Annotated in this window: 22 protein-coding genes and 2 tRNA genes; 10 read left to right on the forward strand and 14 right to left on the reverse strand. The window is 41.8% G+C overall.

Going from position 1 to position 23,608, the window contains the following annotated elements; genetic code table 11:
* Positions 1-174 precede the first annotated feature (174 nt).
* From AC2SLT_RS01535 to AC2SLT_RS01545, 3 genes are all read left to right on the forward strand, one after another.
* Positions 175-1,824 carry a UDP-N-acetylmuramoyl-tripeptide--D-alanyl-D-alanine ligase gene (locus AC2SLT_RS01535; protein WP_486545589.1) on the forward strand — a complete coding sequence of 550 codons (1,650 nt, stop codon included), beginning with the start codon at positions 175-177 and terminating at the stop codon, positions 1,822-1,824.
* Positions 1,825-2,035: 211 nt separating this feature from the next.
* A complete protein-coding gene (gene mraY, locus AC2SLT_RS01540) occupies positions 2,036-3,157 on the forward strand; it encodes a phospho-N-acetylmuramoyl-pentapeptide-transferase (RefSeq protein ID WP_486545590.1) in 1,122 nt (373 codons plus the stop codon).
* 162 nt (positions 3,158-3,319) lie between these two features.
* A complete protein-coding gene (locus AC2SLT_RS01545) occupies positions 3,320-4,348 on the forward strand; it encodes a putative RNA methyltransferase (protein ID WP_486545591.1) in 1,029 nt (342 codons plus the stop codon).
* Positions 4,349-4,615: 267 nt separating this feature from the next.
* Here the strand turns inward: AC2SLT_RS01545 and AC2SLT_RS01550 are convergent, their stop codons facing one another.
* From AC2SLT_RS01550 to recN, 10 genes are all read right to left on the reverse strand, one after another.
* Positions 4,616-4,999, reverse strand: coding sequence for a hypothetical protein (locus AC2SLT_RS01550; protein ID WP_486545593.1), 384 nt, complete (start codon positions 4,997-4,999; stop codon positions 4,616-4,618).
* Between the two features lie 729 nt (positions 5,000-5,728).
* Positions 5,729-5,950, reverse strand: coding sequence for a hypothetical protein (locus tag AC2SLT_RS01555; RefSeq protein ID WP_486545595.1), 222 nt, complete (start codon positions 5,948-5,950; stop codon positions 5,729-5,731).
* Complete coding sequence (locus AC2SLT_RS01560; protein ID WP_486545665.1) at positions 5,943-6,191, reverse strand: BrnT family toxin; 249 nt, start codon at positions 6,189-6,191, stop codon at positions 5,943-5,945. Before AC2SLT_RS01560 ends, AC2SLT_RS01555 begins: the two co-directional genes overlap by 8 nt.
* A gap of 53 nt (positions 6,192-6,244) precedes the next feature.
* The gene (gene xerD, locus AC2SLT_RS01565; protein ID WP_486545597.1) at positions 6,245-7,183 is read right to left on the reverse strand and encodes a site-specific tyrosine recombinase XerD; all 939 of its coding nucleotides are present in this window, start codon (positions 7,181-7,183) and stop codon (positions 6,245-6,247) included.
* Between the two features lie 252 nt (positions 7,184-7,435).
* A complete protein-coding gene (locus AC2SLT_RS01570) occupies positions 7,436-8,917 on the reverse strand; it encodes an aldehyde dehydrogenase family protein (RefSeq protein WP_486545599.1) in 1,482 nt (493 codons plus the stop codon).
* Between the two features lie 409 nt (positions 8,918-9,326).
* Entirely contained in the window at positions 9,327-9,644 is a 318-nt protein-coding gene (gene tusA, locus AC2SLT_RS01575) for a sulfurtransferase TusA (protein ID WP_486545601.1), read from the reverse strand.
* A gap of 105 nt (positions 9,645-9,749) precedes the next feature.
* Positions 9,750-10,292, reverse strand: a complete 543-nt coding sequence (locus AC2SLT_RS01580) for a hypothetical protein (RefSeq protein ID WP_486545602.1) — start codon at positions 10,290-10,292, stop codon at positions 9,750-9,752.
* Positions 10,293-10,453: 161 nt separating this feature from the next.
* On the reverse strand, positions 10,454-10,951 hold the full coding sequence (gene ruvX, locus AC2SLT_RS01585; protein ID WP_486545667.1) for a Holliday junction resolvase RuvX: 498 nt from the start codon (positions 10,949-10,951) through the stop codon (positions 10,454-10,456).
* A 74-nt stretch (positions 10,952-11,025) separates the two neighbouring features.
* Positions 11,026-11,589: a YqgE/AlgH family protein gene (locus AC2SLT_RS01590; RefSeq protein ID WP_486545604.1), complete on the reverse strand. Its 564-nt coding sequence runs from the start codon at positions 11,587-11,589 to the stop codon at positions 11,026-11,028.
* A gap of 167 nt (positions 11,590-11,756) precedes the next feature.
* Positions 11,757-13,535 (reverse strand): DNA repair protein RecN, encoded by a 1,779-nt coding sequence (recN, locus tag AC2SLT_RS01595; RefSeq protein ID WP_486545606.1) that lies wholly within the window; start codon positions 13,533-13,535, stop codon positions 11,757-11,759.
* 533 nt (positions 13,536-14,068) lie between these two features.
* Here recN and AC2SLT_RS01600 point away from each other — a divergent pair.
* A complete protein-coding gene (locus AC2SLT_RS01600; RefSeq protein ID WP_486545608.1) occupies positions 14,069-14,404 on the forward strand; it encodes a pyrimidine/purine nucleoside phosphorylase in 336 nt (111 codons plus the stop codon).
* 249 nt (positions 14,405-14,653) lie between these two features.
* A complete protein-coding gene (gene rlmB / locus AC2SLT_RS01605; RefSeq protein WP_486545609.1) occupies positions 14,654-15,427 on the forward strand; it encodes a 23S rRNA (guanosine(2251)-2'-O)-methyltransferase RlmB in 774 nt (257 codons plus the stop codon).
* A gap of 74 nt (positions 15,428-15,501) precedes the next feature.
* Here rlmB and coaE read toward each other — a convergent pair whose 3' ends face one another.
* The 4 genes from coaE to AC2SLT_RS01625 all read right to left on the reverse strand — a co-directional run bounded on the left by coaE (position 15,502) and on the right by AC2SLT_RS01625 (position 20,260).
* Positions 15,502-16,233, reverse strand: a complete 732-nt coding sequence (gene coaE / locus AC2SLT_RS01610; protein ID WP_486545610.1) for a dephospho-CoA kinase — start codon at positions 16,231-16,233, stop codon at positions 15,502-15,504.
* A gap of 288 nt (positions 16,234-16,521) precedes the next feature.
* Positions 16,522-17,412 (reverse strand): prepilin peptidase, encoded by an 891-nt coding sequence (locus AC2SLT_RS01615; protein ID WP_486545611.1) that lies wholly within the window; start codon positions 17,410-17,412, stop codon positions 16,522-16,524.
* Positions 17,413-17,538: 126 nt separating this feature from the next.
* A complete protein-coding gene (locus AC2SLT_RS01620; RefSeq protein WP_486545613.1) occupies positions 17,539-18,762 on the reverse strand; it encodes a type II secretion system F family protein in 1,224 nt (407 codons plus the stop codon).
* A gap of 124 nt (positions 18,763-18,886) precedes the next feature.
* Complete coding sequence (locus AC2SLT_RS01625) at positions 18,887-20,260, reverse strand: ATPase, T2SS/T4P/T4SS family (protein WP_486545614.1); 1,374 nt, start codon at positions 20,258-20,260, stop codon at positions 18,887-18,889.
* 378 nt (positions 20,261-20,638) lie between these two features.
* Here AC2SLT_RS01625 and tpiA point away from each other — a divergent pair, with 378 nt between their 5' ends.
* The 5 genes from tpiA to rimP all read left to right on the forward strand — a co-directional run bounded on the left by tpiA (position 20,639) and on the right by rimP (position 23,418).
* Positions 20,639-21,463 (forward strand): triose-phosphate isomerase, encoded by an 825-nt coding sequence (gene tpiA, locus AC2SLT_RS01630; RefSeq protein WP_486545615.1) that lies wholly within the window; start codon positions 20,639-20,641, stop codon positions 21,461-21,463.
* 171 nt (positions 21,464-21,634) lie between these two features.
* On the forward strand, positions 21,635-21,970 hold the full coding sequence (secG, locus tag AC2SLT_RS01635; RefSeq protein WP_486545616.1) for a preprotein translocase subunit SecG: 336 nt from the start codon (positions 21,635-21,637) through the stop codon (positions 21,968-21,970).
* 394 nt (positions 21,971-22,364) lie between these two features.
* Positions 22,365-22,449 (forward strand) — tRNA-Leu (locus AC2SLT_RS01640).
* 237 nt (positions 22,450-22,686) lie between these two features.
* Positions 22,687-22,763, forward strand: a tRNA-Met gene (locus tag AC2SLT_RS01645).
* Positions 22,764-22,917: 154 nt separating this feature from the next.
* On the forward strand, positions 22,918-23,418 hold the full coding sequence (gene rimP / locus AC2SLT_RS01650) for a ribosome maturation factor RimP (RefSeq protein WP_486545617.1): 501 nt from the start codon (positions 22,918-22,920) through the stop codon (positions 23,416-23,418).
* Positions 23,419-23,608 lie beyond the last annotated feature (190 nt).

Raw genomic sequence — 23,608 nt, forward strand, 5'->3', positions numbered from 1 at the left:
TAATACCACTTTAAACAACGACCAATAGCAATCAACGCTAGCGTTTATTTTTTTGCATTAAGCTTTTTTGCATTAACAAGGTGCAACAGACAAATCTTTTTTGTTACACTAGAAAGTTTTATTCAAAACGCTGATAATCTTTTTTCGACACTGACCCATTGAGATACTGAACACATGAACCAAACAGACAGCGAGGCGGACACCAGTAACGGGCTATTTATCTGGAATACTGAGCATTTACAAGTAGCGACGGGCGCGGTAAATGGTCAATGGCATCCGTTAAATGCGATAGATGGCTCGATTAAACCGTCGTTAACCGCTACTCGAATTATCACTGATACGCGTAAAGTGCAGTCTGGCGATATATTTTTGGCCATAGTCGGTGACAAGTTTGATGGACATGATTTTGTGCAGACCGCTATCGATAAAGGGGTAGTAGCGGTTATTGTCAGCCATCTCATTGAGAATACGACTATCCCGCAGTTAGTGGTTGAAGACACCCGCCTTGCCTTTGGTCATATCGCTGCTTACCGCCGTCAGCAACACAATAATTTAAAAGTGATTGCCATTACTGGCTCAAGTGGAAAAACAACCGTTAAAGAAATGCTACGTCGCATTTTTATACAGTCCGAAACCAGTCACGCCAACCTAGAATTATCTGATCAAAAATCGTCCAATCTCCATACGCCTCTCAAATACCCAGATCTTCAAACGTCCAATGCTAAACAGCCATTATCAGAACAGCCATTATCAACACAGCCATTTTCAACATTAGTCACCCGAGGTAATTTAAACAATGATTTTGGTGTGCCCATGATGCTACTCGAATTAGAAGCAAATCATCGTTATGCGGTGCTCGAGTTAGGCGCTAATCATGTGGGCGAAATTGGCTATACCGCCAATATTGTTAAACCTGATGTGGCGTGTATCTTGAATATAGGCACAGCGCACTTAGGCGAGTTTGGCGGTCGAGACAATATTGCCATTACCAAGTCGGAGATTTATCAAGCCCTTAATTGCAAAGGCACAGCAGTAGTACCGTTTGATGATGATTATACTAAGCAGCTAACCTCAGTCGCTCAAAAATATACCAATAACCTCATACAGTTTGGATGGCAGCAGCTTAACGACAGTGAAGCAAAGCTCGCTAAGATTTATGCCACTGAGGTCACCACCACCGCACTGCAAAGCACATTTAATATCCATTTCCCACAGGCCAACGATACCCGTGAGTCCATAGTGGCAGTCACCTTGTCTATGGCAGGCAAGCATAATGTCAGCAATGCGCTAGCCGCAGCCGCTTGTGCGTATGCTGTTGGTATTGAACCAAATGTCATTGCAGCAGGACTCAGTCATGCCCAATCGAGCAAAGGTCGACTGGGCAGGCAACGTTTAGGTCAGCATCACATTATCGATGACACTTATAATGCCAACCCAAACTCAGTGCGGGCAGCGGCAGATGTCCTAGCAGCCCAACAAGGCTTCAAAATCCTTGTCTTGGGTGATATTGGGGAGTTAGGAGATGCTGCCAAAGAGGAACACACTAAGCTTGGCCACGCCATTGCTGACAAAAGCATAGATACCCTGTTATGTGTAGGTCAGTTCGCGACGGATACGGTGGCTGGTGCACTTGAACAAGGTATGACGCAAGCGTATGCTTTCCCATCCAAGTCAGCGTTGTTACAAAAACTTGAGGCCATCTTGCAACAACAAACAAGCCAGAATCAGGTATGCACGATGCTATTCAAAGGATCACGGAGTGCAACTATAGAAACGCTGATCGAAGATTTAGTGACAAAGACTGATGACAGCGAGTCTTTCTAGAAAATCACAGGGTAATGTGGTTTTTTTATGAAAATCAAACACAGGACTTTTTTAGTTGTTGATTTTTGTGGTAGTTTGCGTGGCATCGTTTATTAGACGGACGTGTATCGCCACACATGGTCTTAGCCTTATCTGGTCTTCATTAAACTTGTCATACATAGTGTGGTTTAATTCATAATAAAATTTTTTAGTCATTCATGAGGAGTAAGCGGTGTTATATTGGTTATTTGACAGTGTACTGAGTCAACTATACTCACCGTTTTCAGCGGTTTCGTCATTAACCTTACGCGCCTTGTTGGCCGTTATTACCTCGCTTACTTTTAGTATTATGCTCGGTCCGCGTACCATTGCTTATTTACGAAGCGTCAAATACGGACAAGCAGTCCGAGATGATGGGCCTAAATCTCACCTTGCAAAAACAGGCACGCCGACGATGGGGGGCGTATTAATATTGACCTCCATTGGCTTTGCCACCTTATGTTGGGCAGATCTCACCAATCCTTATGTCTGGATTTTGATGGTGGTCATGGTGATCTTTGGCGGCGTGGGCTGGACGGACGATTGGCTCAAAATTAAATATAAAAACCCTAAAGGCTTGATCGCCCGGAAAAAATATTTTTGGTTGTCGCTGGGTGCGTTATTTGTCGGTGGATCATTATATTATATAGCGTCACAGCAACCAGACATTGAGTCCACTCGCGCCATGCAGGACTTACTACTGCCCGTATTTAAAGATTGGTATGTTCCTTTTTCAGCCGCGCCTTTTGGTCTTGCCTTTATTATCTTCACCTACTTTGTCATTAATGGCTCATCCAATGCGGTAAACCTAACAGACGGACTAGACGGCTTGGCTATTTTGCCAGTGGTCTTTGTGGCGGCGGGTCTCGGTGCTTTCAGTTATGTCTCTGGCGACGTGCGATTTGCAGAGTACTTACATGTGCCTTATATCGCCTATAATTCTGAGGTCACCATTGTTTGCGCGGCAATGATTGGTTCAGGTTTAGGCTTTTTGTGGTACAACGCGCATCCGGCGCAAGTGTTTATGGGAGATGTAGGCGCATTAGCACTAGGCGCTATGCTTGGTACGATTGCGGTGATGACCCGTCAAGAGATTGCGTTTGCTATTATGGGTGGTCTATTTGTCGCCGAAGCGGTGTCGGTTATATTGCAAGTTGGCTCTTATAAACTGCGCAAAAAACGTATCTTCCTAATGGCGCCCCTACATCACCACTTCGAGGAGCTTGGCTGGAAAGAGACGCAAGTGGTCACTCGATTTTGGATTATCGCAATTTTGCTAGTGGTACTTGGTTTGATGACATTGAAGCTTCGTTAACGCCAGTTGATACACTTATCACATCCCTATCTACCAAAGCTCAATAAGGCTTAGCAATGTCAAACAGTAACGGTGGTGATGCTCACGCAGTATCAGCACCGTTTTTAGTTTTGATATTATTACCTTTATTTGATATTCATTTGCACAAACGAGCTATTTATCATGACTACCCCTGTTGCAACGTTAGATGTCACACATCCCAATTTTACCTGCCCTTATTGTCAATCACCTTTGATTATTGATGGCAAAACATGGCGATGTGACGGCAGCTTAAATGACAAACATACCCCGCATCCCTTCGATGTTGCCCGTCAAGGTTATGTCAATTTATTGCCCGTGCAACACAAAAAATCTAAAGACCCAGGTGACTCTCAAGAATCGATAGAAGCAAGACATCGGTTTTTGAATCAAGGCTTTTATCAACCCTTACAGCAACTGATCGCTAGTATTGCAACTAAGATTAATGACAATGAAGACACTGCAGAAAGCCTGACTTGGCTTGATATTGGCAGTGGAGAAGGGTATTACACTGACGCGATAGCGACAGCATTGACCCATCGCTTAGGTCAACCGATGAATAATCTGATAGCCGTAGATATCAGCAAACCTGCGGTCATTCAGCAGGCAAAATCCGCCAAACAAAAGAATCAACTGTGGTATCAGATTAAGTCAAATGATGACCAAGCTCCTACTGCTATAAATACGACGTCTATAAATAAGGAGGTGATAACCAATGGCCTGACTGAACGTCCAGTCGCCATTTATCCCATGGTTGCTAGTGCCGCCCATCTGCCATTAGCGGATATTAGTATTGACGCCATCAGCACTATTTTTAGCCCGATACTGCCCAAAGAGTTTGCTCGGGTATTAAAGTCAGCAGGACGATTGGTGATTGCCAAGCCAGACGCTGGGCATTTACAACGTATGCGTGATGCTTTGTTTGATGACGTTCGTCCGCATGATTCGGATAAGTTTTTGGAGGAGCTTGCGCCGTATTTTGAGCTGACAATGACTCATCAAGTGCAGTGTGACTTATCGCTTAATGCTGAAGCACTCGCTGATTTATTGACCATGACTCCCTATTCGTATCGTGCTAAAGCGGAAAAACGTGAGGCTTTGTTAACCCAAGGCAAGACGCAAGACTTTGATACAAAGGCCAAATTTGTGGTGTATGAACTGGTTAAGAAGTAGGCATATTTGGAGCTATTTCCCGCTTTGCACTACTATCTGCTTATCTACCCGAGGCAGTGGCTAAGCTGTGGCGTGTCGCTTACTTCGTGCGCCCCGCCACAGCAAGCGACTGCAACTCGTCTATCTAAACAGTATATCCGCTACAATCGGGGCTAAACCGCATCACAAGTCGCCCCTTTTAAGTAAAGGGTAGAATTGGTTGATGCACCGAACCTATAAACTTAAATAAACCTAAATGCCATTTTGGAAAAAATATTAACAGCCGTTTTATTTACAAAATAACTTATATACCATTAATTCAAAATCATCACTTCTATTTAATGGTTCTAATGGAGCCAATTCAGTAGCAATCTCAAGTTTTTCGATTACATTATTGTTTCTATCATAAGATACTACTTTGCTAGCACCAATCTCTTGAAGTCCACAATCCACGATAATAAAAACCTCTAATGCACTTTCTTCTGCATATGGGTCATTTTCCTCAACCCTTAACCATCCTGTCATCACATCAAGCTCATTATCTAGAGTAGGTGAGGTGTAATAGATACTACCCTTATCAGAACTTTCGACTAAAATATTCCAATCTGAGTTCGCAGGAGCAGCATAAGCGAATGAGAATATAAAACTTAGTAAAATTAATAATTTTTTCATAATCAATCCTTGATTTAATTCAAAATTTAATATAACGGATAATTAGACCTTTTTGCAACTAAACTAAATTTTTTTTAAATTAATTCTTTAGAAAGCTTTCGCCTGATTATTATATTTTTGACGGTCATGTTTGATATGTCACCTTACACATCAGTCTGCTGACTAAATTTGATGTAGTTGTTACCAACTCTAAAACCAATCCTTTTATAGGTGGTTTCAAGTAACTAATAAATCTATTATTGAAAGGATAACGCCAAGAGCCTTAGAGAGTACTTTCATCATTAAGGTCGTATTTAGCGATTCTAGGGTGTGGTTAGATTTTTCAAACTTCGAAGAGGTGTAGGAAAGACGTAATCCACCTTTAGGTAAAGGTTAATACTAAAAATGAGGTTTATTTTATACAGTGGGTAGGTTATACGCATCGCTACCATCCCCCTATACAGACTAAGATAACTTATTGAATTTCATATATTTTATGATAGGCAGTAGTAGGGTGCGCCCTGCGCACCATGAGTAATACTCTATTTTAAAGGTGCGTGGGACGCACCCTACATGACCTTTTATTAAACAAACCCTTAGCGAGAATAGGATGGGTTATATTTATTAAAACTTCAGGGAATAGGCTGGGCTTTTAGCCCAGCAAATAAAACTAAATTAAAGTGAAACCAACGTTTTAATGGTTTGAAGGTTATGCTTCGCTAACCCGATCTACGCAGACTAGGTAGATTACTATACATGCTTAATCGCCATAAAATGCCTAATCACTTCATTAATATGGTGTTTAGTGGCATCATCTTGTTTCACTAACCAATCCATCACGTCATCGTCAATAGGTGATGCATTATTTTGTAATTGGCTTTTGTTTGTTTGATAGGTTTTGATAACGTTTGGCATAACGTGATTTGCTCTAGAAATATCCATGTCTTCATAATCTAAATTAGTATCAACCATGATTATATCCTTTTATTTGTTTCTTGCTTGGTTTAAAGGCAGTAATAATTGTTAAGCTATCATCACTTGACTCAAACCAAGCGACTGCTAATAGTCTACCTTTATTGCTTATACCAATCGTCAAAAATCGTAACTCTTCATGGTCAAAACGAGAGTCCATGTTGGTTACATGCATTGGGTCATCAAATACTGATATGACTTCCTCAAAATTAACTTGCCTATTATCTACACCAATTCGAATTTACTGTCATTCCAATAGAACCAAATACCGTGCTTAAATATCTCTGGCATAATTTACCCTCTAGGATGATGTGCTTCATGCAGCTGTTGCAATCTTGCCGTCGCCACATGAGTATAAATCTGCGTGGTGGACAAGTCACTGTGGCCAAGGAGTAACTGTACACTACGTAAGTCCGCTCCGTGATTGAGTAAATGGGTGGCAAAGGCATGGCGTAGGGTATGGGGTGAGAGGTCGCTATTTATCCCTGCTTGCTTAGCGTATTTCTTGAGCATATACCAGAAGTTTTGCCGCGTCATATAGCCGCCCTGAGTGGTCAAAAATACCGCCTGACAGTTGCCTGACTTAAGATGCGCCACCAGTTCTCCGCGAGCATGTTGCAGATAATCGTCTAATGCCTCACTGGCATAGTCACCGAGTGGTACAAGGCGGGTTTTATTACCCTTACCTGTGATTTGTAACCAGCCGGCATTAAGATTGACCTGCTCAAGCGACAAGTTCATCAGCTCACTCACTCGAAGACCACACGCATATAGCACCTCAAGCATCGCCTTATCACGTAGTCCCATTGCGGTACTTGTATCGGGCGCTGATAATAGGTTTTCTACATCACTCTCTGACAAGTCTTTGGGCAGTGAGCGTCCGATTTTAGGGGTTTTAACACGCTCGCACGGATTGTCTTCACGGCGCTCATTACCCACCATCCATAGATAAAATTGGCGTAGGCTGGATAACATACGGGCTTGAGTACGCGGCGTTTTGCCTTGTTTGTTAAGTGTGGTCAGACACTGCATCACATCCAAATCTGTCCAAACGGTTATGGCTTTTGGACTAGTGGTTTCGCAGAGTTTTAAGTCACGAACATAGGCATTTCGAGTGCGTGTGGACAGACCACGGGACAGCATCGCCTGACGAAATTCGGTGATATAGGCAGGTTCGTCATCCACGGCTAAGGCTTTGGGCTGTCTTGGCTGAACGGCTCTGTCACGACTCATTGAAGATGCTCACTTAATACATTTTATTTTGGATAGAGAATGGATATAGCATAGCATTAAAATCAAAGGCCACAAATAAAGGCGACAAAAAAAGAGGCAACATAACGTTGCCTCTTTTTTTTATATGATTGCTTTAATTGGCTTATTAATTTGCTTTTTGATTGGCTTGCTCAAAACTCATATGAGCAAGTGTAGCCTATAAAATTTACCTATGTTTATATTTATACTTTATATTTTAAAGTCAATAATTTTTTATAGTCCATAATCGCGGGGTTCATTTTGGAAAGATACCCAGTGAGTTTTAGTGAACTCTTCTAACACTTTGTCGCTGTTAAAACGACCGATACCTGAGTTTTTCACTCCACCAAACGGAACCATGCTTTCATCGTTCACTGGCATATCATTGATATGGGTCATACCGGCTTCCATACGTTTAGCAAAGTTCATACCACGTTGCATATCGCTGGTAAATACCGCACTAGATAGGCCATATTGAGTATCATTGGCCAGTCTTAACGCGTCTTCTTCATCTTTGGCCTTAACAATACCAACTAAGGGACCAAATATCTCATTGCGGAATAAGTCCATCTCAGGGGTGACATCCGTGAAGATGTAAGGATGTACTAGCTGACCGTCAATTTTGCCCTCAAGAATCATGTTAGCGCCTTCTTTTTTAGCGGTGGCGATTTTTTCTTGTAATGATTCTACCTGATTTTTGTTGACGATAGGACCCACAAAAGTATCTTCATCATTTGGATCACCCACTTTTATGGTCTCAACCATAGATTTAAATTTCTCGACAAATGTATCATAAATATCTTCTTCGACAATAATACGGTTGATGGCCATACAGATCTGACCTTGGTGCAAGAATTTACCAAAGACCGCCGCTTTAACCGCTTGTTCTATATCCGCATCTTTTAGTACCACAAATGGGTTATTACCACCTAGCTCTAATGCCACGTCCTTGATATAGTCGCCGCTAAAGGCAAGCTCACCAATGTGTTTGCCGACAGGTGTAGAGCCTGTAAATGACACAAGGCTTGGCGTATCATGGGTCACGATAGCGTCGCCGATTTCACTACCTGCGCCGACAACCACGTTGAGAACCCCTTTTGGTAGGCCTGCTTCTTCAAACAGTTTGGCTAATAATAAGGCGCCCGTCACTGGGGTATCACTGGCAGGTTTTAAGACGACTGCATTACCTAAAGCAATAGCGGGCGCAAGTGAGCGCTGAGTTAAATGCAGTGGAAAGTTCCAAGGACTGATTAAGGCAATAACGCCAACGGGATCACGGAACACATAGTTTTGTTTGCCTGGTGTATTGCAAGGGCGAATCTCGCCATGCATACGGTTGGGATAGGAGGAGGCTTCTACTGTCACTGCACGGGCAATTTTTAATTCCACTTCCGCTTTCATACGGGTGCTGCCTGATTCTTTAATAAGCCAGTCAACGATTTCATCATGACGCTGATCCATAAGCTGTATGACTTTATGCATAACAGCTGTACGCTCACCAGGTAGCTTTTTGGCCCATTCAGTTTGAGCCTTACTTGCGGCTTTGAACGCCTCATCCAGTTGCTCTTTGGTAGCTTGAGGAATTTCAACAAGAGTATCGTCATTGTATGGGTTGGTATCTTTATTGACACTGTCATCTTTACCTTTTACCCATTCGCCGCCGATAAACTGTAAATCAAAATCACTATAGGGAGTTGTATTGTTATTATTACTCATCTTATTTATCCTTATTAGATTATATATTTAATATGATAGGTCACAATCAGAGTTTAAAATCAAAACTTATATTTTTAAAGCCTAGCACAGAGCTTAGCAACTAAGTCATTAAATCGTATCATAAAATGAACTCAATACTGTTTATTGACAATGAACAATTGTTTATAATAAGTAACTTATTAGATGGGTTTATTAATAAAATCTTAATTTCTAAACAAGCGTGTTAGGGGGCTTTAACGATGTTAAAGCCCCTGTTTGATAATGTATTTATCAGATTAGCGATACAGATAATAGGTGGTAGTAAGCAAAGTTGATACAAATCGGCTCTAAAGCAGAACAATAGACTAAATAAAGACAGCGGTTGCATACTATTAATAGTAGCCATAAGAAAAAACAACTGAACGTTTAATTAGCTTCTTTTCTTTTGTACTACATATCGATAAAGGGTATCGGTGTGATTATCAGGACTACCAGTTGGATTATTACTTTCAGACTTCTTGACTAAATTATGTCCCAGATGGCGACAGAAGTTTGGGATATCTCGAGTTGTCGCAGGGTCAGTAGCCAAAATTTCAATATAATCACCAGCTTCCGCTTTACGAATGGTGCGATGCAGCAACATAACCGGTTCGGGGCAAATCAGTCCTTGAGTGTCCAAATGATGCTGGATATCGTCGCTATCATGAGTAGCCGTTTCAGATTCGAATGAGGTGTTAGAGTTTGTCATAAGAGTGCCATCGGTTTTATTAATGTCATCGGTTTTATTAAAAGAATGATATTTACCGTTTAGTCTTTCAAAGTTGTTCAGTTTAAACTTAATCTAAATTTGACTTCACTGCTGTTTGGTGTCAATAAAGTTAAAGAAACGTTTGAAGGTTGCCTGAAACCAATAAGCAACGCCAATCCAAGCCGCCATCGCTAGCCATAACCAATCAGATAACGAAAAAAGTAAACAAATCACCAGTAATAAACTGGCACCACCGACACTGATTAGTAGTATGGATGGCTGACTTAACCGGTAGCGATGTACCAAAAAAGCCTGATATAAGGTCAAGGGAATGGTTAGCCCAACCAAGATATAAGGTAGGTAGTGGAACAATAAATACATATTACGACTGCCATGAAACATCTTCAAACTGGCGAGAGTTCCAAATACCACAAACGCAAAGATAGCCAATACGATCAGTAAAACTGACACTTTATTTAACTTTTGAGCACCCCGTAACGCCTCGATAGCTAAGCGGGGAAACCCAGCTATACTATGTGGAGCAGCTGTTGTATGGCTAGCTGCATCTTCAACGATAGTGTCTTTTGCAAGCGCTGGGTGTTGGGTAGTGCGTTTGTCTTTAGTATCTGGTTTAGTATCTGGGCTCATGGCAAGCTGCTTTCATTAAAAGGGTTTAAATAACGGAATATTAAAGACTATGGACTATCGAAACATGGTAACGGCAATGACAAAGACTGATTTTTAGGACTGTTTAGCACGTTTAGTCTTTAAGCGCCAGTTTTTAAGCATCAGTCATTAAGAGCCAACCTTTAAGCATCAGGTTTATAGGTCAGGATGTCTTTGGCGTGATCTGGAGCCGCAAAATAAGTCTGCAATAGCAAACATGCTGAAATATCATCAATGGGATCACGCTCATTTTTTATTAAGCCCAACTCCCACGCCATTTCTCGCGCTGCAACTGAGGTGAGGCGCTCATCAAATAATTGAACCGGTACAACGATGCGCTGCTCCATAAGGCGATGCGCCAAGCGTCGGGCAAACTTATGCGCACGCTTCGCTAACATTGAGCTGCTGCCATCCATATTTAGAGGCAACCCCACCACCACGGTACCAATTTTCCAAGTGGCGATAATGCCTAGTAAATTATCCCAGTCCGCGGGCTGGCCATTGTTCATAGCTAAGATATCAAAGGGGCGAGCATCTTGTGTGACCGTATTGCCCAATGCCATACCCATTTTTTTAACCCCATAATCGAGACCCAATAAGACACTCTCGTCTTTGACCGTCTGTAATTCAGGGGCTAGCATTGGTTCTGGCTGAGATAGGGTAGTATCCACAGTGTCTTTTAAAGTGTCATTCATATATTGCGTCTTTTAAAAGATTAAGCATGCCCAATATCATCACTTAAAAAGTCTAGATGAACGCCGATTTTTTCAGCAGCATGATGCCAACGCTCTTCAAAGGGAATTTCGAACAATAAAGACAAATCTCCAGGACACACGAGCCAATCGCCTTGGTTAATCTCTTTTTCCAGTTGTCCTTTAAACCAGCTGGCATGACCGAGACACAGGTGATAATGACCGACGCCTTCACCCGCCGCGATTCTTTGCAAGATGTCTTTACTGGTGGTAATACAAACATTTTCGGAGATGGCAAAAGATGAGGCCCAATTTGGCTGCCCAGTATGGAGCACAAAGCCAACCTCAGGAAATACCGGCCCGCCATCAAGCGCTAAGTCATGCATGACCGACTTATCATTGATCTCAATCTCTAAGTTCTCTAATAATTTACCAACGGTGGCATCTAAGATAGGATTATTAATCACCAATCCTAACACCCCATGTTTGTCATGACGACAGATATAAATTAATGTCTGCGCAAAACGCTCATCTGGCATACTCGGCGCAGCAATTAAGAAGTGGTGGGTTAAATTATCAAGGGTCATAGACAGTATAAGCTCAATTTAAAAGGGTAGTGTGCAACAGGTTAAACTAAGGGACGACTCATTGTCGAAGTGAGGGTACACCCTACTATGATGGGGTTAAATGAGTGATAAGCAAGTTTTTCAAAGCAGGTCGAGGACGCTGCCCTCAAAACTCAATCAGATACACCCTATTGAGACACATCTGCCAGTAAGCTACGAGCATGTTCACGGGTTACTTCTGTGATATTCACCCCACCTGACATACGCGCCAACTCATCAACTTGGGCATCGCCACTGATAATATCAATTTGACTGTTGGTTTGCCCCTCATCAGTATTATGATGCTTTTGTACTAGTATATGTTGATGCGCTTGTGCCGCGACTTGCGCTTGATGAGTGATCGCAAGTAACTGGCGATGGGCGCCTAATTGACGAAGCAGCTCACCCACAATCTGCGCCGTACCGCCACTAATGCCGACATCGACCTCATCAAATACCAGCATAGGTTTGGGGGCTTTTATATCATCCGTTTTAGTATTTTTATCGGGCGCTTGCGGGTCTTGAGTTGCTAACAACACTTGCATGACCAACGCCATTCGGGACAATTCACCGCCAGATGCTATCTTGTATAAAGGCTGCATGGGCATGCCCACGTTAGCACTAAACATCAGCTCAATATCATGTTTCCCTTGACCGTTATAGTTAGCCTCCTCTTTTTCTGTAAAGACAAACTCACAGCGAGCATTGGGTAGGGCTAAAGGCTGTAACTGGGTAACTAGCTTTTGACTGATGCTAGGCGCTACTTTCTGACGGGCATCTCCAAGTTTATTAGCAATAGATCTATAAGTCTGCCAAGCGTCTTTAATCTGAGCCTCTAGCAATTCTGAGCTTGGTTGGCTCATGAGAGAGTCGAGCTCTTGTTGCCACTCTTTAGCCTCTTCAACAAGATTTGAAGCAGGTAAGCCATGTTTTCGAGATAAACGATGACCTAAGCTAATCAAAGCGTTTAACTCTTCTAGACGCTCAGGATCAGGCAACTGCTGTTCTGCATAATCAGTCAATGAGGCGGTTGCTTCACTAATATGCTGCTGAGCTAGATACAAAGACTCACTGACCTGACTAAAAGTCGGGCTGACGTCTGATTGATTTTCACAGAGTCGAATGGCTCGCCCTAGTAGCTCCATGGCATCTGGATCATCACTGTCGTTGTCCAATAATTGTACCGCTTGACTTGCCTCTAGCATCAATGCTTCTAAGTTTGATAACTCATCATGCTCCGCTTCGACTTGCTCATAATCCACTTCTAATAAAGGGGCAATATCTGCTAATTGGCTTTTTAGTAGCTCGATTCGATCATTTCGATGTGCCTCTTTAGTCGCAATATCATCCGCCTGGCGTTTGAGCTTTTGATAGGTCTTAAAGGCCTGTTCTGTCTGCTTAGCTAATGGTTTTAAGCCAGCGATACTATCAAGCCACTCGACCACAAACAAAGGTTTTAAAAGCGCTTGTTGGGCATGTTGGCTATGAATATTGACCAACATAGCGCCAAGCTCTTTTAGCTCGGTAATACTGACGGGTGCGCCATTAAGCCATGCTTTAGAGCGTCCATTGCTACTGAGCTGACGACGTATTAGGATCTCGCCATCGAAGTCACGCTCATGTCGGATAAACCAATCAAGAATAGAGGCGGTATTGTCGTCATTATTGTCATCGTTGTTGTCATTGTTATAAGGAGTGCTTTGGCCGGCAGCAGTCTCAAAATCAAATTGAGCGTAAATGTCCGCACTGTCTTTGCCGTGGCGTACCATGCTGCTATCAGCACGACCGCCAATACATAGGGATAAGGCATCTAACAGTAACGATTTACCAGCACCGGTTTCTCCGGTTATCACATTAAAACCATCAAAAAAAGAAAGCTCATGATGATTAATCAAGGCGAAGTTTTGTAGTGTAAGCGAAGTTAGCATCAGCACTCTCAAAATGGTTTATTATTAACAACACTAAAAACTAGATTATAAAGATAGGACTATCGTATCGCTATGACCGTATAAAAGCAAACGACCCTTTATTTAACAGCAACTACATTTAACATCAAGTGCCTTAACAGTAATGATTTGGCTTAAGGGTTCAATTTATATAAAGGATTCAATAACTGTATCGCTTTTATCGTATTATTATGGCTTTATTTCAAAAATAATAGTGTAAGAAAATTGATAAATTTTATCCATGTTTATTTAAGAGAAAGGAGAGAGTTTAACAGTCAAATTTCGATTGCTAATGACTAAAATCGTCTCAATCGAGGCTTTAATTGAATTTAATGACTGTTAAATTTAAAAAAGTATATGACTTGTCACAATTATAGTAGCAATATTGTGGTAGGATTGAATAACATAAAATTGCATCCATATTGCATCTATAAAAATAGGTGGGGCTGTCGGTTAGTATCGTCTGATTTTAGCCCATAGATATCATAAAGTAGACTAAAATTGAGGAAGTCATCATGCCAACGACGACTTATGATCAGGTTTCTGTCGTAAAAAAAGCCACTATCTCCTACGATGGGCGTTGCAGTAGTCACACCGTATTGTTTGAAGGTGGTAGCAAAAAAATGCTTGGCATTATCCTGCCATGTGATGAAAAAGTGCGTGAATATGAGTTTGAAACCCACACCTCTGAGCGCATGGAGATCATTAGTGGCGAATGTGAAGTGAAGATTACGGGTGAAAAAGAATACACCTATTACCGTGCTGGACAAGCTTTTGTGGTAGCTGGCGATAGTAGCTTCTCACTACGTACGGATCAAATTGTACAGTATGTTTGCCATCTTGAAGGATAATGGTTTTGCGGGATATTAATGTTATTTATGGATTATTAATATACTGTTATTAAGCCAGTAATCTGTTTTATAGGCGCTCCTAGTTTTAGCTACGAGTGCCTTTGTTTGTTATTGGTTTAAATCAAAATTATAATTTATATTAGGGTCTGCTGAACATTCAAATGTTGGGACTGCTAGTTAAGTCTTAACGAGGTTAACGATGTAACCGTTTAGTAGTTCGCTGACTATATCAATCAAAAAAGGTGTTTTATGGCTAAGCCAGTTTATTTCTATGGCATCCATGCTATCCATGCATTATTAAATTATCGCCCAACGGATGCGATGGCATTATTTATACAGCAGGGTCGCCGTAATGAGGCAGGTGACGGTGAGGTCGATTCTAATCTGCAAGAAATATTAAAGTTGGCTGAGCAAATGGGCGTCAGTATTCAAGAGACCAGCCGAGATAAATTAACGGCTCTATGTGGTAGTCCGCAACATCAAGGGGTCGTGCTACATGCGCGCCCATTGGCAATGGCTGATGAAGGAGAGTTGCCGACGTTGGCCAAATCAGACAATGCCCTATTTTTAATCTTAGATCAAATTACCGATGCCCATAACCTAGGAGCTTGCTTACGTACCGCTGCCGCTATGGGGGTGGATGCCGTGATATGTCCCAAGCATCATTCTGCCAACTTAACCCCGACTGTGGCAAAGGTATCCGTTGGAGCGATGGAGATCATGCCTGTTGTGGCGGTCACTAATTTAGCCCGCTGTATTGAAGCCCTAAAGCAAGCAGGTGTGTTTGTCTATGGTACGGCGCTTGATGAAACTGCTAAAGCCCTACCAGATATTGATTTGACAGGTAAAGTAGCTATTATCATGGGCTCAGAAGGCGAGGGTATGCGCCGCTTAACCACTGAGCGCTGTGATGAATTAATTTATATACCGATGACGGGCAATAAGCATGGCTCACTCCAAAGCCTAAATGTCAGTGTCGCAACTGGCATGGTGTTATACGAGGTGAGCCGTCAGCGCTATTAGTTCGACAGTGCTATTTATACGAAATTCGTTAAATATTTAGATCTGTTTTATTTAAAGGTTGAATAGACCCTTTATTAAGACTTGTATTTTTTAAGGATTAAATAATTTTGGTGTAATGGTTCAAGTTGTTGATAAAGATGATCTAAATCACCATCATTACGAACCACATCATCTGCCTCTTTAAGACGGGCTTCCCGTGACAGTTGATTGGCCATAATGGCTTTTATTTTTTCTATCGACTGGGTATCGCGGTTACTGGCACGCTTAAGTTGAGTGTCTTCATCCACATCGACTACCAATACTCTGTCACATAATGACACCAGCCCTGCCTCATAGCTTTCTAATAATAAGGGCGCAGAAAGTATAACGTAAGGGGAAGTGGCTTCGCTTAATTGGTTTTTGATTTCTGCTCGTATGTCAGGGTGGGTGATGGATTCTAGCGTTAATAATGCCTTATTGTTCGCAAAAACATGCTCACGTACGGCGCGACGGTCCATTTCGCCATTGCCATCTACGACCCAATCGCCCAGTGCCGCCACTAACTTTTGTAAAGTTGGGCTACCCTTTTGCATAATCTGATGGGCAACCACATCCGCATCCACCACATCGATGCCTTTTTGCGCGAACCAATCTGATACCGCCGTTTTGCCACTACCGATGCCTCCCGTTAATCCTATTATCGGTTTTTCAACATAAAATTGCTGAAATTTTTGAGGGGCGTCTCGGTCACTCTGTACGCTCTGATCTTTTGAGACGGTTTGATGTTTGGAATAAGTATTTGAATGGATAGAATTGGATTGTGTCATATTAATACCTTAAAACGGTGGTTCTGCAAGATAAAAGTATAGAGTCATACTTTTCAATCAGCGACGCTGTCATACTTTTTTATAAAACAACCTATCATTTATAAAACAACCTATCATTGCTAGATGCGGTCAAGCCCATTGACCCTACTATTTGTGGCGTTTGGCTTATTGTGTTTGATTGGTTGCGTTTGATTGGTTGCCTTTGGAGATGTCTTCTTAGATAGATTAATTTCTAGATTTAGTAACAAATCATAGCGTTAATACTTGTGTGGGCAATTTAGCGATTCATTAATACAGATACCACTGCGTAATAGCAGGGCCATACAAAAGGGCGACTATACCGGCGATCGCAAGATAAGGCCCGAACGCAAAAGGCTGACTTTTATTCGCTTTATACATGAGTATGAGTCCAATAATAGAGCCGAGCAGGGAAGATAGCAAGATGATAAAAGGAAGCATCCAAGGGCCAAGCCACGCACCAAGTGCCGCCAATAGCTTAAAATCTCCCTGACCCATACCCTGCTTTTTGGTGATAAGATAAAAAATCTGTACCACAATCCATAGGCTCAAATAACCAAGGATTAAGCCCCATATAGATTGTGTCGGTGATACAAACCAGCTTTGCGTATTAACCGCAAGTCCTAAGCCTGCTAATGGAAAGGTTAGTTTATCCGGTAGATACTGAGTATCAAAGTCAATACCTGCTAAGGCAATTAGCGTCCATACAAATAGTAGGGCAAATAGAGTAGGTAATTGAACTCCCATGGTGTAAACGACCAAAACGGTTAATAGTGCGGTTGTCAGCTCAACGACAGGGTAGCGCCAACTAATCGCTTGTTGACAGTGTGAGCATTTGCCTTTGAGAATAAGCCAGCTAAGTAAAGGGATGTTTTCATACCACTTTATAGGATGAGCGCAACTAGGACAATGCGACGCAGGTGTCGACAATGATAACGGGGTATCTTTACTGACAATACTGGCAATAGGACTGACTAACGAGGACTCAATATCAGATTGTGACTGCAAAAGCTGAACCGATCCCACTCGCCACTGCTGAAACATAATCAGGGGTGAGCGATAAATGACGACGTTTAAAAAGCTGCCTACTATGAGACCAACTACGGCAAATAACACCAGCATTGCGGTATGATTTTGCTGTAATAATTGCCAAATTTGCATAGACATGCCTTATATAGAGTGAATAAAAAATATAGAGTGCATAAAAAATAGTGGGCTTTAATAGCCTTTTAAAGATAGGGTAGACCATACTAGGGTTTGTATAAATCTTATTCATTTAAATGACGGTTAACCAATGACTGAGCCCATTTGAAAAATGGGAAGATACATTGCAATGACTAAACTGCCAATCAGTATACCCAGTACTACCATGATAATTGGTTCTAAAAGGCTTGTCAGTCCATCGACTGCATTATCTACTTGGTTTTCATAATAGTCGGCGACTTTATCCAGCATTTCATCTAAGCTACCAGCTTCCTCACCGATACTAACCATCTGAATTGCCAATGCAGGAAATAGCTCACTATGCCGCATGGCATCGGTTAATGACTGGCCTGTTGCTACAGCCTGCTTAATGTGCTGCGTTGCATTAAAAAAAACATAATTATCTGTGGCGGCCGCCGTAGAGTTTAGGGCATCAATCATTGGCACACCTGCAGCGTAAGTGGTGGCAAGCGTGCGACAAAATCGGGCGATAATAGCCTCATACGTAATACGACCAAAAATAGGCAACTTTAAAACCAACTTATCTAAAATAATACCAAATCTTTGATTATGTTTTTTGGCGCTTATAAATCCAAGAGCACTGATCGCCACGACACCTAATAAGATAAACCAAAACCGACTGACCCAGCTAGATAGCGTGACCACAAACTGAGTAAAGGCAGGTAATTCTGAACCGAATGAGGCGTATAAGTCCTCAAAAACAGGCACGACTTTAATCAATAAAATAAAGCTGACGACTATAGCGACCATCACAACCGCTAGTGGGTATTTTAGAGCCTTTTGTACTTTAGCTTTAAGTTGTTCACTTTTCTCTTTATAAGTCGCCACCCGCTCTAACATGGTCTCCAAAGAGCCTGACTGCTCACCAGAATATACTAAGGCACAAAATAGCGTATCAAAATACTGAGGGTGTCGGCCTAAGGCTTCTGCAAGCGTAATACCTGACTCTACGTCTTCTTTTACTTGTAAAACCAATGCTTTCATAAGAGGTTTTTCCAACGACTCAGCGACGATAGCAAACGAATGAACCAAAGGTACCCCTGCTTTGATCATGGTTGCCAATTGACGAACAAATACTGCAATATCTAATGGCTTAATTTTCTGATTTCCCACCAATAAGGGCTTTGGTTTTCGCCTAAGCCTATGAGGTTTAATGCCTTGTTTGCGCAATTGGGCTTTGGCCATCTGCATGCTTTGGCTGTTTAAAGTGCCATTAACTTTTTGGCCCTGTGCGTTAGTGCCCTCATAGATAAAGTCGAGCCTCTTGTCGGTATTCCCAGTCGTCACTAGCCAGTCCTTATAGAGCCTCCTTGTTGAGCAAGAAGGTATTGAAATGAGGGTCAAGAGGGTGTTGAAATAGTGAGTTGAGATAATGAAATGTATTCGAGTTTAGTTGTAAAATCTACAAACCTTAATCAACCGTAATGCGGGACATCTCTTGCACGCTAATGATGCCTTGCAACACTTTTAAAATAGCGGCTCGATGTAAGTCATAAAACCCCTGTTCGACAGCGGCCTCTTTAATATCAATCGCATTGCCCCCTTGCATAATGATCTGTGCCATTGTCTCGTCAATTTTCATCATCTCAAAAATCCCAATACGACCTTTATAACCTTGATGACAGTGGTGACATCCCACAGGCTCGAATATGACATATTTGGGGTGATCTAATTCAGCGACGGTAAAGCCCATTTCAATCATACTGTTGCGGTGCGCTGATGTGGGTATTTTACAGTAGTCACATAGACGTCGAGCGAGGCGCTGTGCCACGACTAAAGTAATTGCAGTCGCAATATTAAAATAAGGGACACCCATATGGTGCAAGCGGGTCAGGGTGTCAGAGGCAGAATTAGTATGGAGGGTTGAGAGGACTAAATGGCCCGTTTGGGAAGCCTTAATCACAGTGTCTGCTGTTTCAAGGTCACGAATCTCTCCCACCATAAGGATATCAGGGTCTTGGCGCAAAAAGGATTTTAAGGCAGCCGCAAAGCTCAGACCGACTTTGTTATTCACATTGACTTGATTAATACCACTAAGGTTTATTTCGACAGGATCTTCAACCGTTGAGATATTCGCTTCGATGGTATTGAGAATATTAAGTCCGGTATATAAAGAGACGGTTTTACCAGATCCTGTCGGTCCTGTTATCAGTATAATGCCTTGGGGTTGATGTAGAGCGTCTAGAAATAACTGTTTTTGATCGGGCTCATAGCCTAAGTTGTCAATACCCACCATAGACGACATAGGATCTATCACACGCAATACGATTTTTTCTCCAAATAGAGTCGGTAGAGAGTTGGCCCGAAAGTCAACGCTCCTGTCATTTGCAAGCTTAAGTGTGAAGCGGCCATCTTGAGGCAGACGACGTTCTGAGATGTCCATCTGAGACATGATTTTGAGACGTGCTGAGATTTTCGCCAGCATAGTGAATGGCGGGGTGGCAATGAGTTGCATCAATCCGTCAATGCGAAAGCGAACCCGATAATAGGTTTCATAAGGTTCAAAATGTAAGTCCGAGGCGCCCCTTTGGATAGCTTCAATGAGCAGATTGTTAACAAGTTTAACCACCGGATCGTTATCCAAAGTAACATGGTAATCTGCATTATTATTGATAGCGCCCGCATAAGTCGCAGTTGCTGTAGGAGAGGGATTGGATTCACTCGGATGGAGAGAGTTAGCGATGCTGTGGTGGGAATCTTTAGCTTGGGTGCTATATGTTTCAGCTGATCGAGCATGACGTTGTGCAGTCGTATACAACGACGATTTAGTTCCTGACCCTGACATGACATGCCCTTATGATTGTAGTACGGGATAATTTTAGTACGGGATAATTTTGGTATAGGCTTAGGTTTTGGAGCCCTTTACGGCAAGGGCATTAAGATAAGGGCATCCGCTACAATAGTATATAGAAATAAAAATATACCTTAGTAAAGCTTAAAATAAGATATTAAACAAGTCTTAACTAAAGTTTTAATCTAAGTTTTAATGAGGGTTACCTAGGGTGACAGTCATTGATAAGCGAGAAACGGCATAATAATTGTGTCTAGTGAATTACAAAGGCTAAATTTGTCGCATAAGATTATGATATAATTTAGGGCTATTATATATTTAGACCGTTAAATTGGACGTCGCTACTTGAATTTATTTAGTTGAGAATATGTTATGAAGTCTTGGGTTATCGGAAATTGGAAGCTAAATCCTGCCTCAGTTGAGGACGTACAGTCGTTAGTGGATAACTTAGTCAGCGGCATAAAGTCTCAAGAAGGTCAGGCTGAAAATTGCCAGCTAATGGTCGCTCCAAGCTTTTTGCATTTATCAACCGTGCAACAGTCCCTACAGAGTAAAGACAGTTCAATGAAGCTGGCGTGTCAAGATGTGTCAGCGTTGACGGATTCATCTGGGGCTTTTACCGGTGACGTATCAGCTCGGCAGCTTAAAGATATGGGTGTGCAGTGGGCTATTATAGGACACTCTGAGCGCCGTCAGTATTACCAAGAGGACAATGAGGTACTACTCAAGAAGTTGCAACACTGTGCCACTCATGACCTCGGTATAATTTTGTGTATTGGAGAGACGGAAGCTGATTTTGATGCGGGTAATACGCAGCAAGTCCTCGCTGATCAATTGGCGGTTATAGAGGGCTTATTGCAACAATCTAAGTCTGGTGAAGATAATGTCTCTACGAATAATGTAGCCAATAAGCTGACGCAAAAATTAATCGTGGCTTATGAGCCTGTTTGGGCTATTGGTACAGGTAAAGTACCTAGTGTCAATGAGGTTACGCAAGTACATGCCTTTATTAGACAGCGTCTTCAAGCGTTTGATGAGTCTTTGAGTCCTATACCGATAATTTATGGTGGTAGTGTCAAACCTGACAATGCAAAACAGTTCGCTGCTTCTGAACAAATTAACGGTGTCCTAGTTGGTGGTGCGGCTCTTAAAGCAGATAGCTTTATGGATATAGCCGATGCGTTTACGTCCTTGTAGTTATCATGATATTTTAGTTATTAAATAATTTATAGTTATCACTTAATTTATAGTTTTCACAAAACTTATAGACCTATAGATACAGACACGTCGATATAGATATAGACAACCCCTTTATAGGGTCATACATAATTCTCGTCATTTAACCCTTAAGATTAAGTAAGGCAAAGCATGTTTAATTTTATTCTAGCCATCCATATTATTGTTGCTATTGCGATGATTGGATTGATTCTGATTCAGCACGGCAAGGGTGCAGATGCTGGAGCCTCCTTTGGGGCCGGTGCGTCAGGTACTGTGTTTGGTGCAGCGGGTAGCGCAAACTTTTTGACACGTACCACGGCGGTTTTGGCCGTCGTTTTCTTTACGACCAGCTTAACGCTTGCTGTTCATGCCCGAAAGCAAGCTGAAAGTCAGCTACGCTTAGATGTTCCCGCAAGTTCTCAAGCACCCGTTTCAGCGCCTGAACAACCTCCTGTACAAGCACCTGCTCAAGCCCCTGCAGAATAAGCAAAATGTAAGATGAATTTAGCAGTTAGTACTATTCAAATCTGAGCAGTTTATTCAAAGCAGGCTGTCTGTATAGAATGGCTTAAAAGATAGAATGGCTCAAAAGGCTATAAGCTCGAATTAAACTTTTATTTCGCTCTTATTTTTAGGCTATCGGTTAAATTTTTAGACTCTTAGTTATTAGACTCTTAGTTAAATGGGTTGCACCTAGCAATAAAGACGAGTAGAATGTGCAACCTACTTTAAATAACTAACCATAAACAGTAGCACCAGTATTGTGGCTATAGTCTTAGATTTTATAGGTTCTTTTCCCTTAATTCGCTTAGCGATTAATTGAACTTTTGTAAGAGGCTAGTGAGGACGTAATACCTTGTTTGAAGGGTTATTTAAAAGCGCGATTGTGGTGGAATTGGTAGACACGCCATCTTGAGGGGGTGGTGGCGCAAGCCGTGAGGGTTCAAGTCCCTCCAATCGCACCATACAGTTATGATAAACACTTAGGTCAGGTAAACAGCGTGGTATTCTGTAATGTTTGCTCTAAACACCTTTAGTTATGATAGTGTGTCGTCTCTTTAAGTGTTCATCGAATGTATAGAAGTTTTGGTAACGTTATTGGGTTAAGTGCTCATAAAGTTGTTGGTTAATGTTTTGAATTTAAATTACTTTAATCCTTGACAACCTATTGGCAAATCCATATAATAGTCAGCCTAGATTGATGCGGGGTGGAGCAGTCTGGTAGCTCGTCGGGCTCATAACCCGAAGGTCGTTGGTTCAAATCCAGCCCCCGCTACCATTTATTTTTCAATCTAATTTATATTTAACCCACCATATTGTTTGTGGGTTTTTTTGTATCTGTTATTTTTCATATCGCCTTTTGGTCATAATATGCATTTATAATAGCTACTATCTTAATAGTTTCGTCAACGAATGGACTACATTAATAATTCATGAAGTTATCCAACAAAGTTAGTCAGTTAACCGATATTATTGCACCAGCTGTCGCTGCGTGTGATGTTGAACTATGGGGAATCGAGTTTCTGCCACAAGGTGGACGTTCTCTATTACGTATATATATTGAGGCCTTACCAGAAGATAAAGCAGCTGATAAACAAGTCACGATCGAAGACTGTGCTGCTGTGAATCACCAAGTTAGTGGTGTACTTGAAGTACATGACCCTATCGCAGGGGAATATGTACTTGAAGTATCCTCTCCCGGTCTTGATCGTCCTTTCTTTGCCACTGAGCAGATGACAGACTACATAGGTCATACTATTAACCTGCGCTTAATTCAAGCCGTAGGTTCAGGTAGCTCTAAGCGCCGTAAAGTAACAGGAAAGCTTGAGCAATTGGGGGACAAGCAATTGTCTATAGTGACATCTGATGGCGAGCAATATGATATTGCGCTTGATAATATTGATAAAGCGAACTTGATCTATCAAGAACAATAGTCTTAGCATAATAAGTTGATCAAAAGTTTACTATTTATATTTAACTTGATTTGACACCGTTAATTGCACTTCATCACTGTTATTACCTTTATTCTTCATAATGTGCGAATATAATAGATTAATAATAAGGATGATGTTGTAGGCAGCGTTTTTAAATGAACTTAAACATCACAGCTTTTAGGCCTAAGAT

The organism is Psychrobacter sp. CX18, from assembly GCF_057396215.1.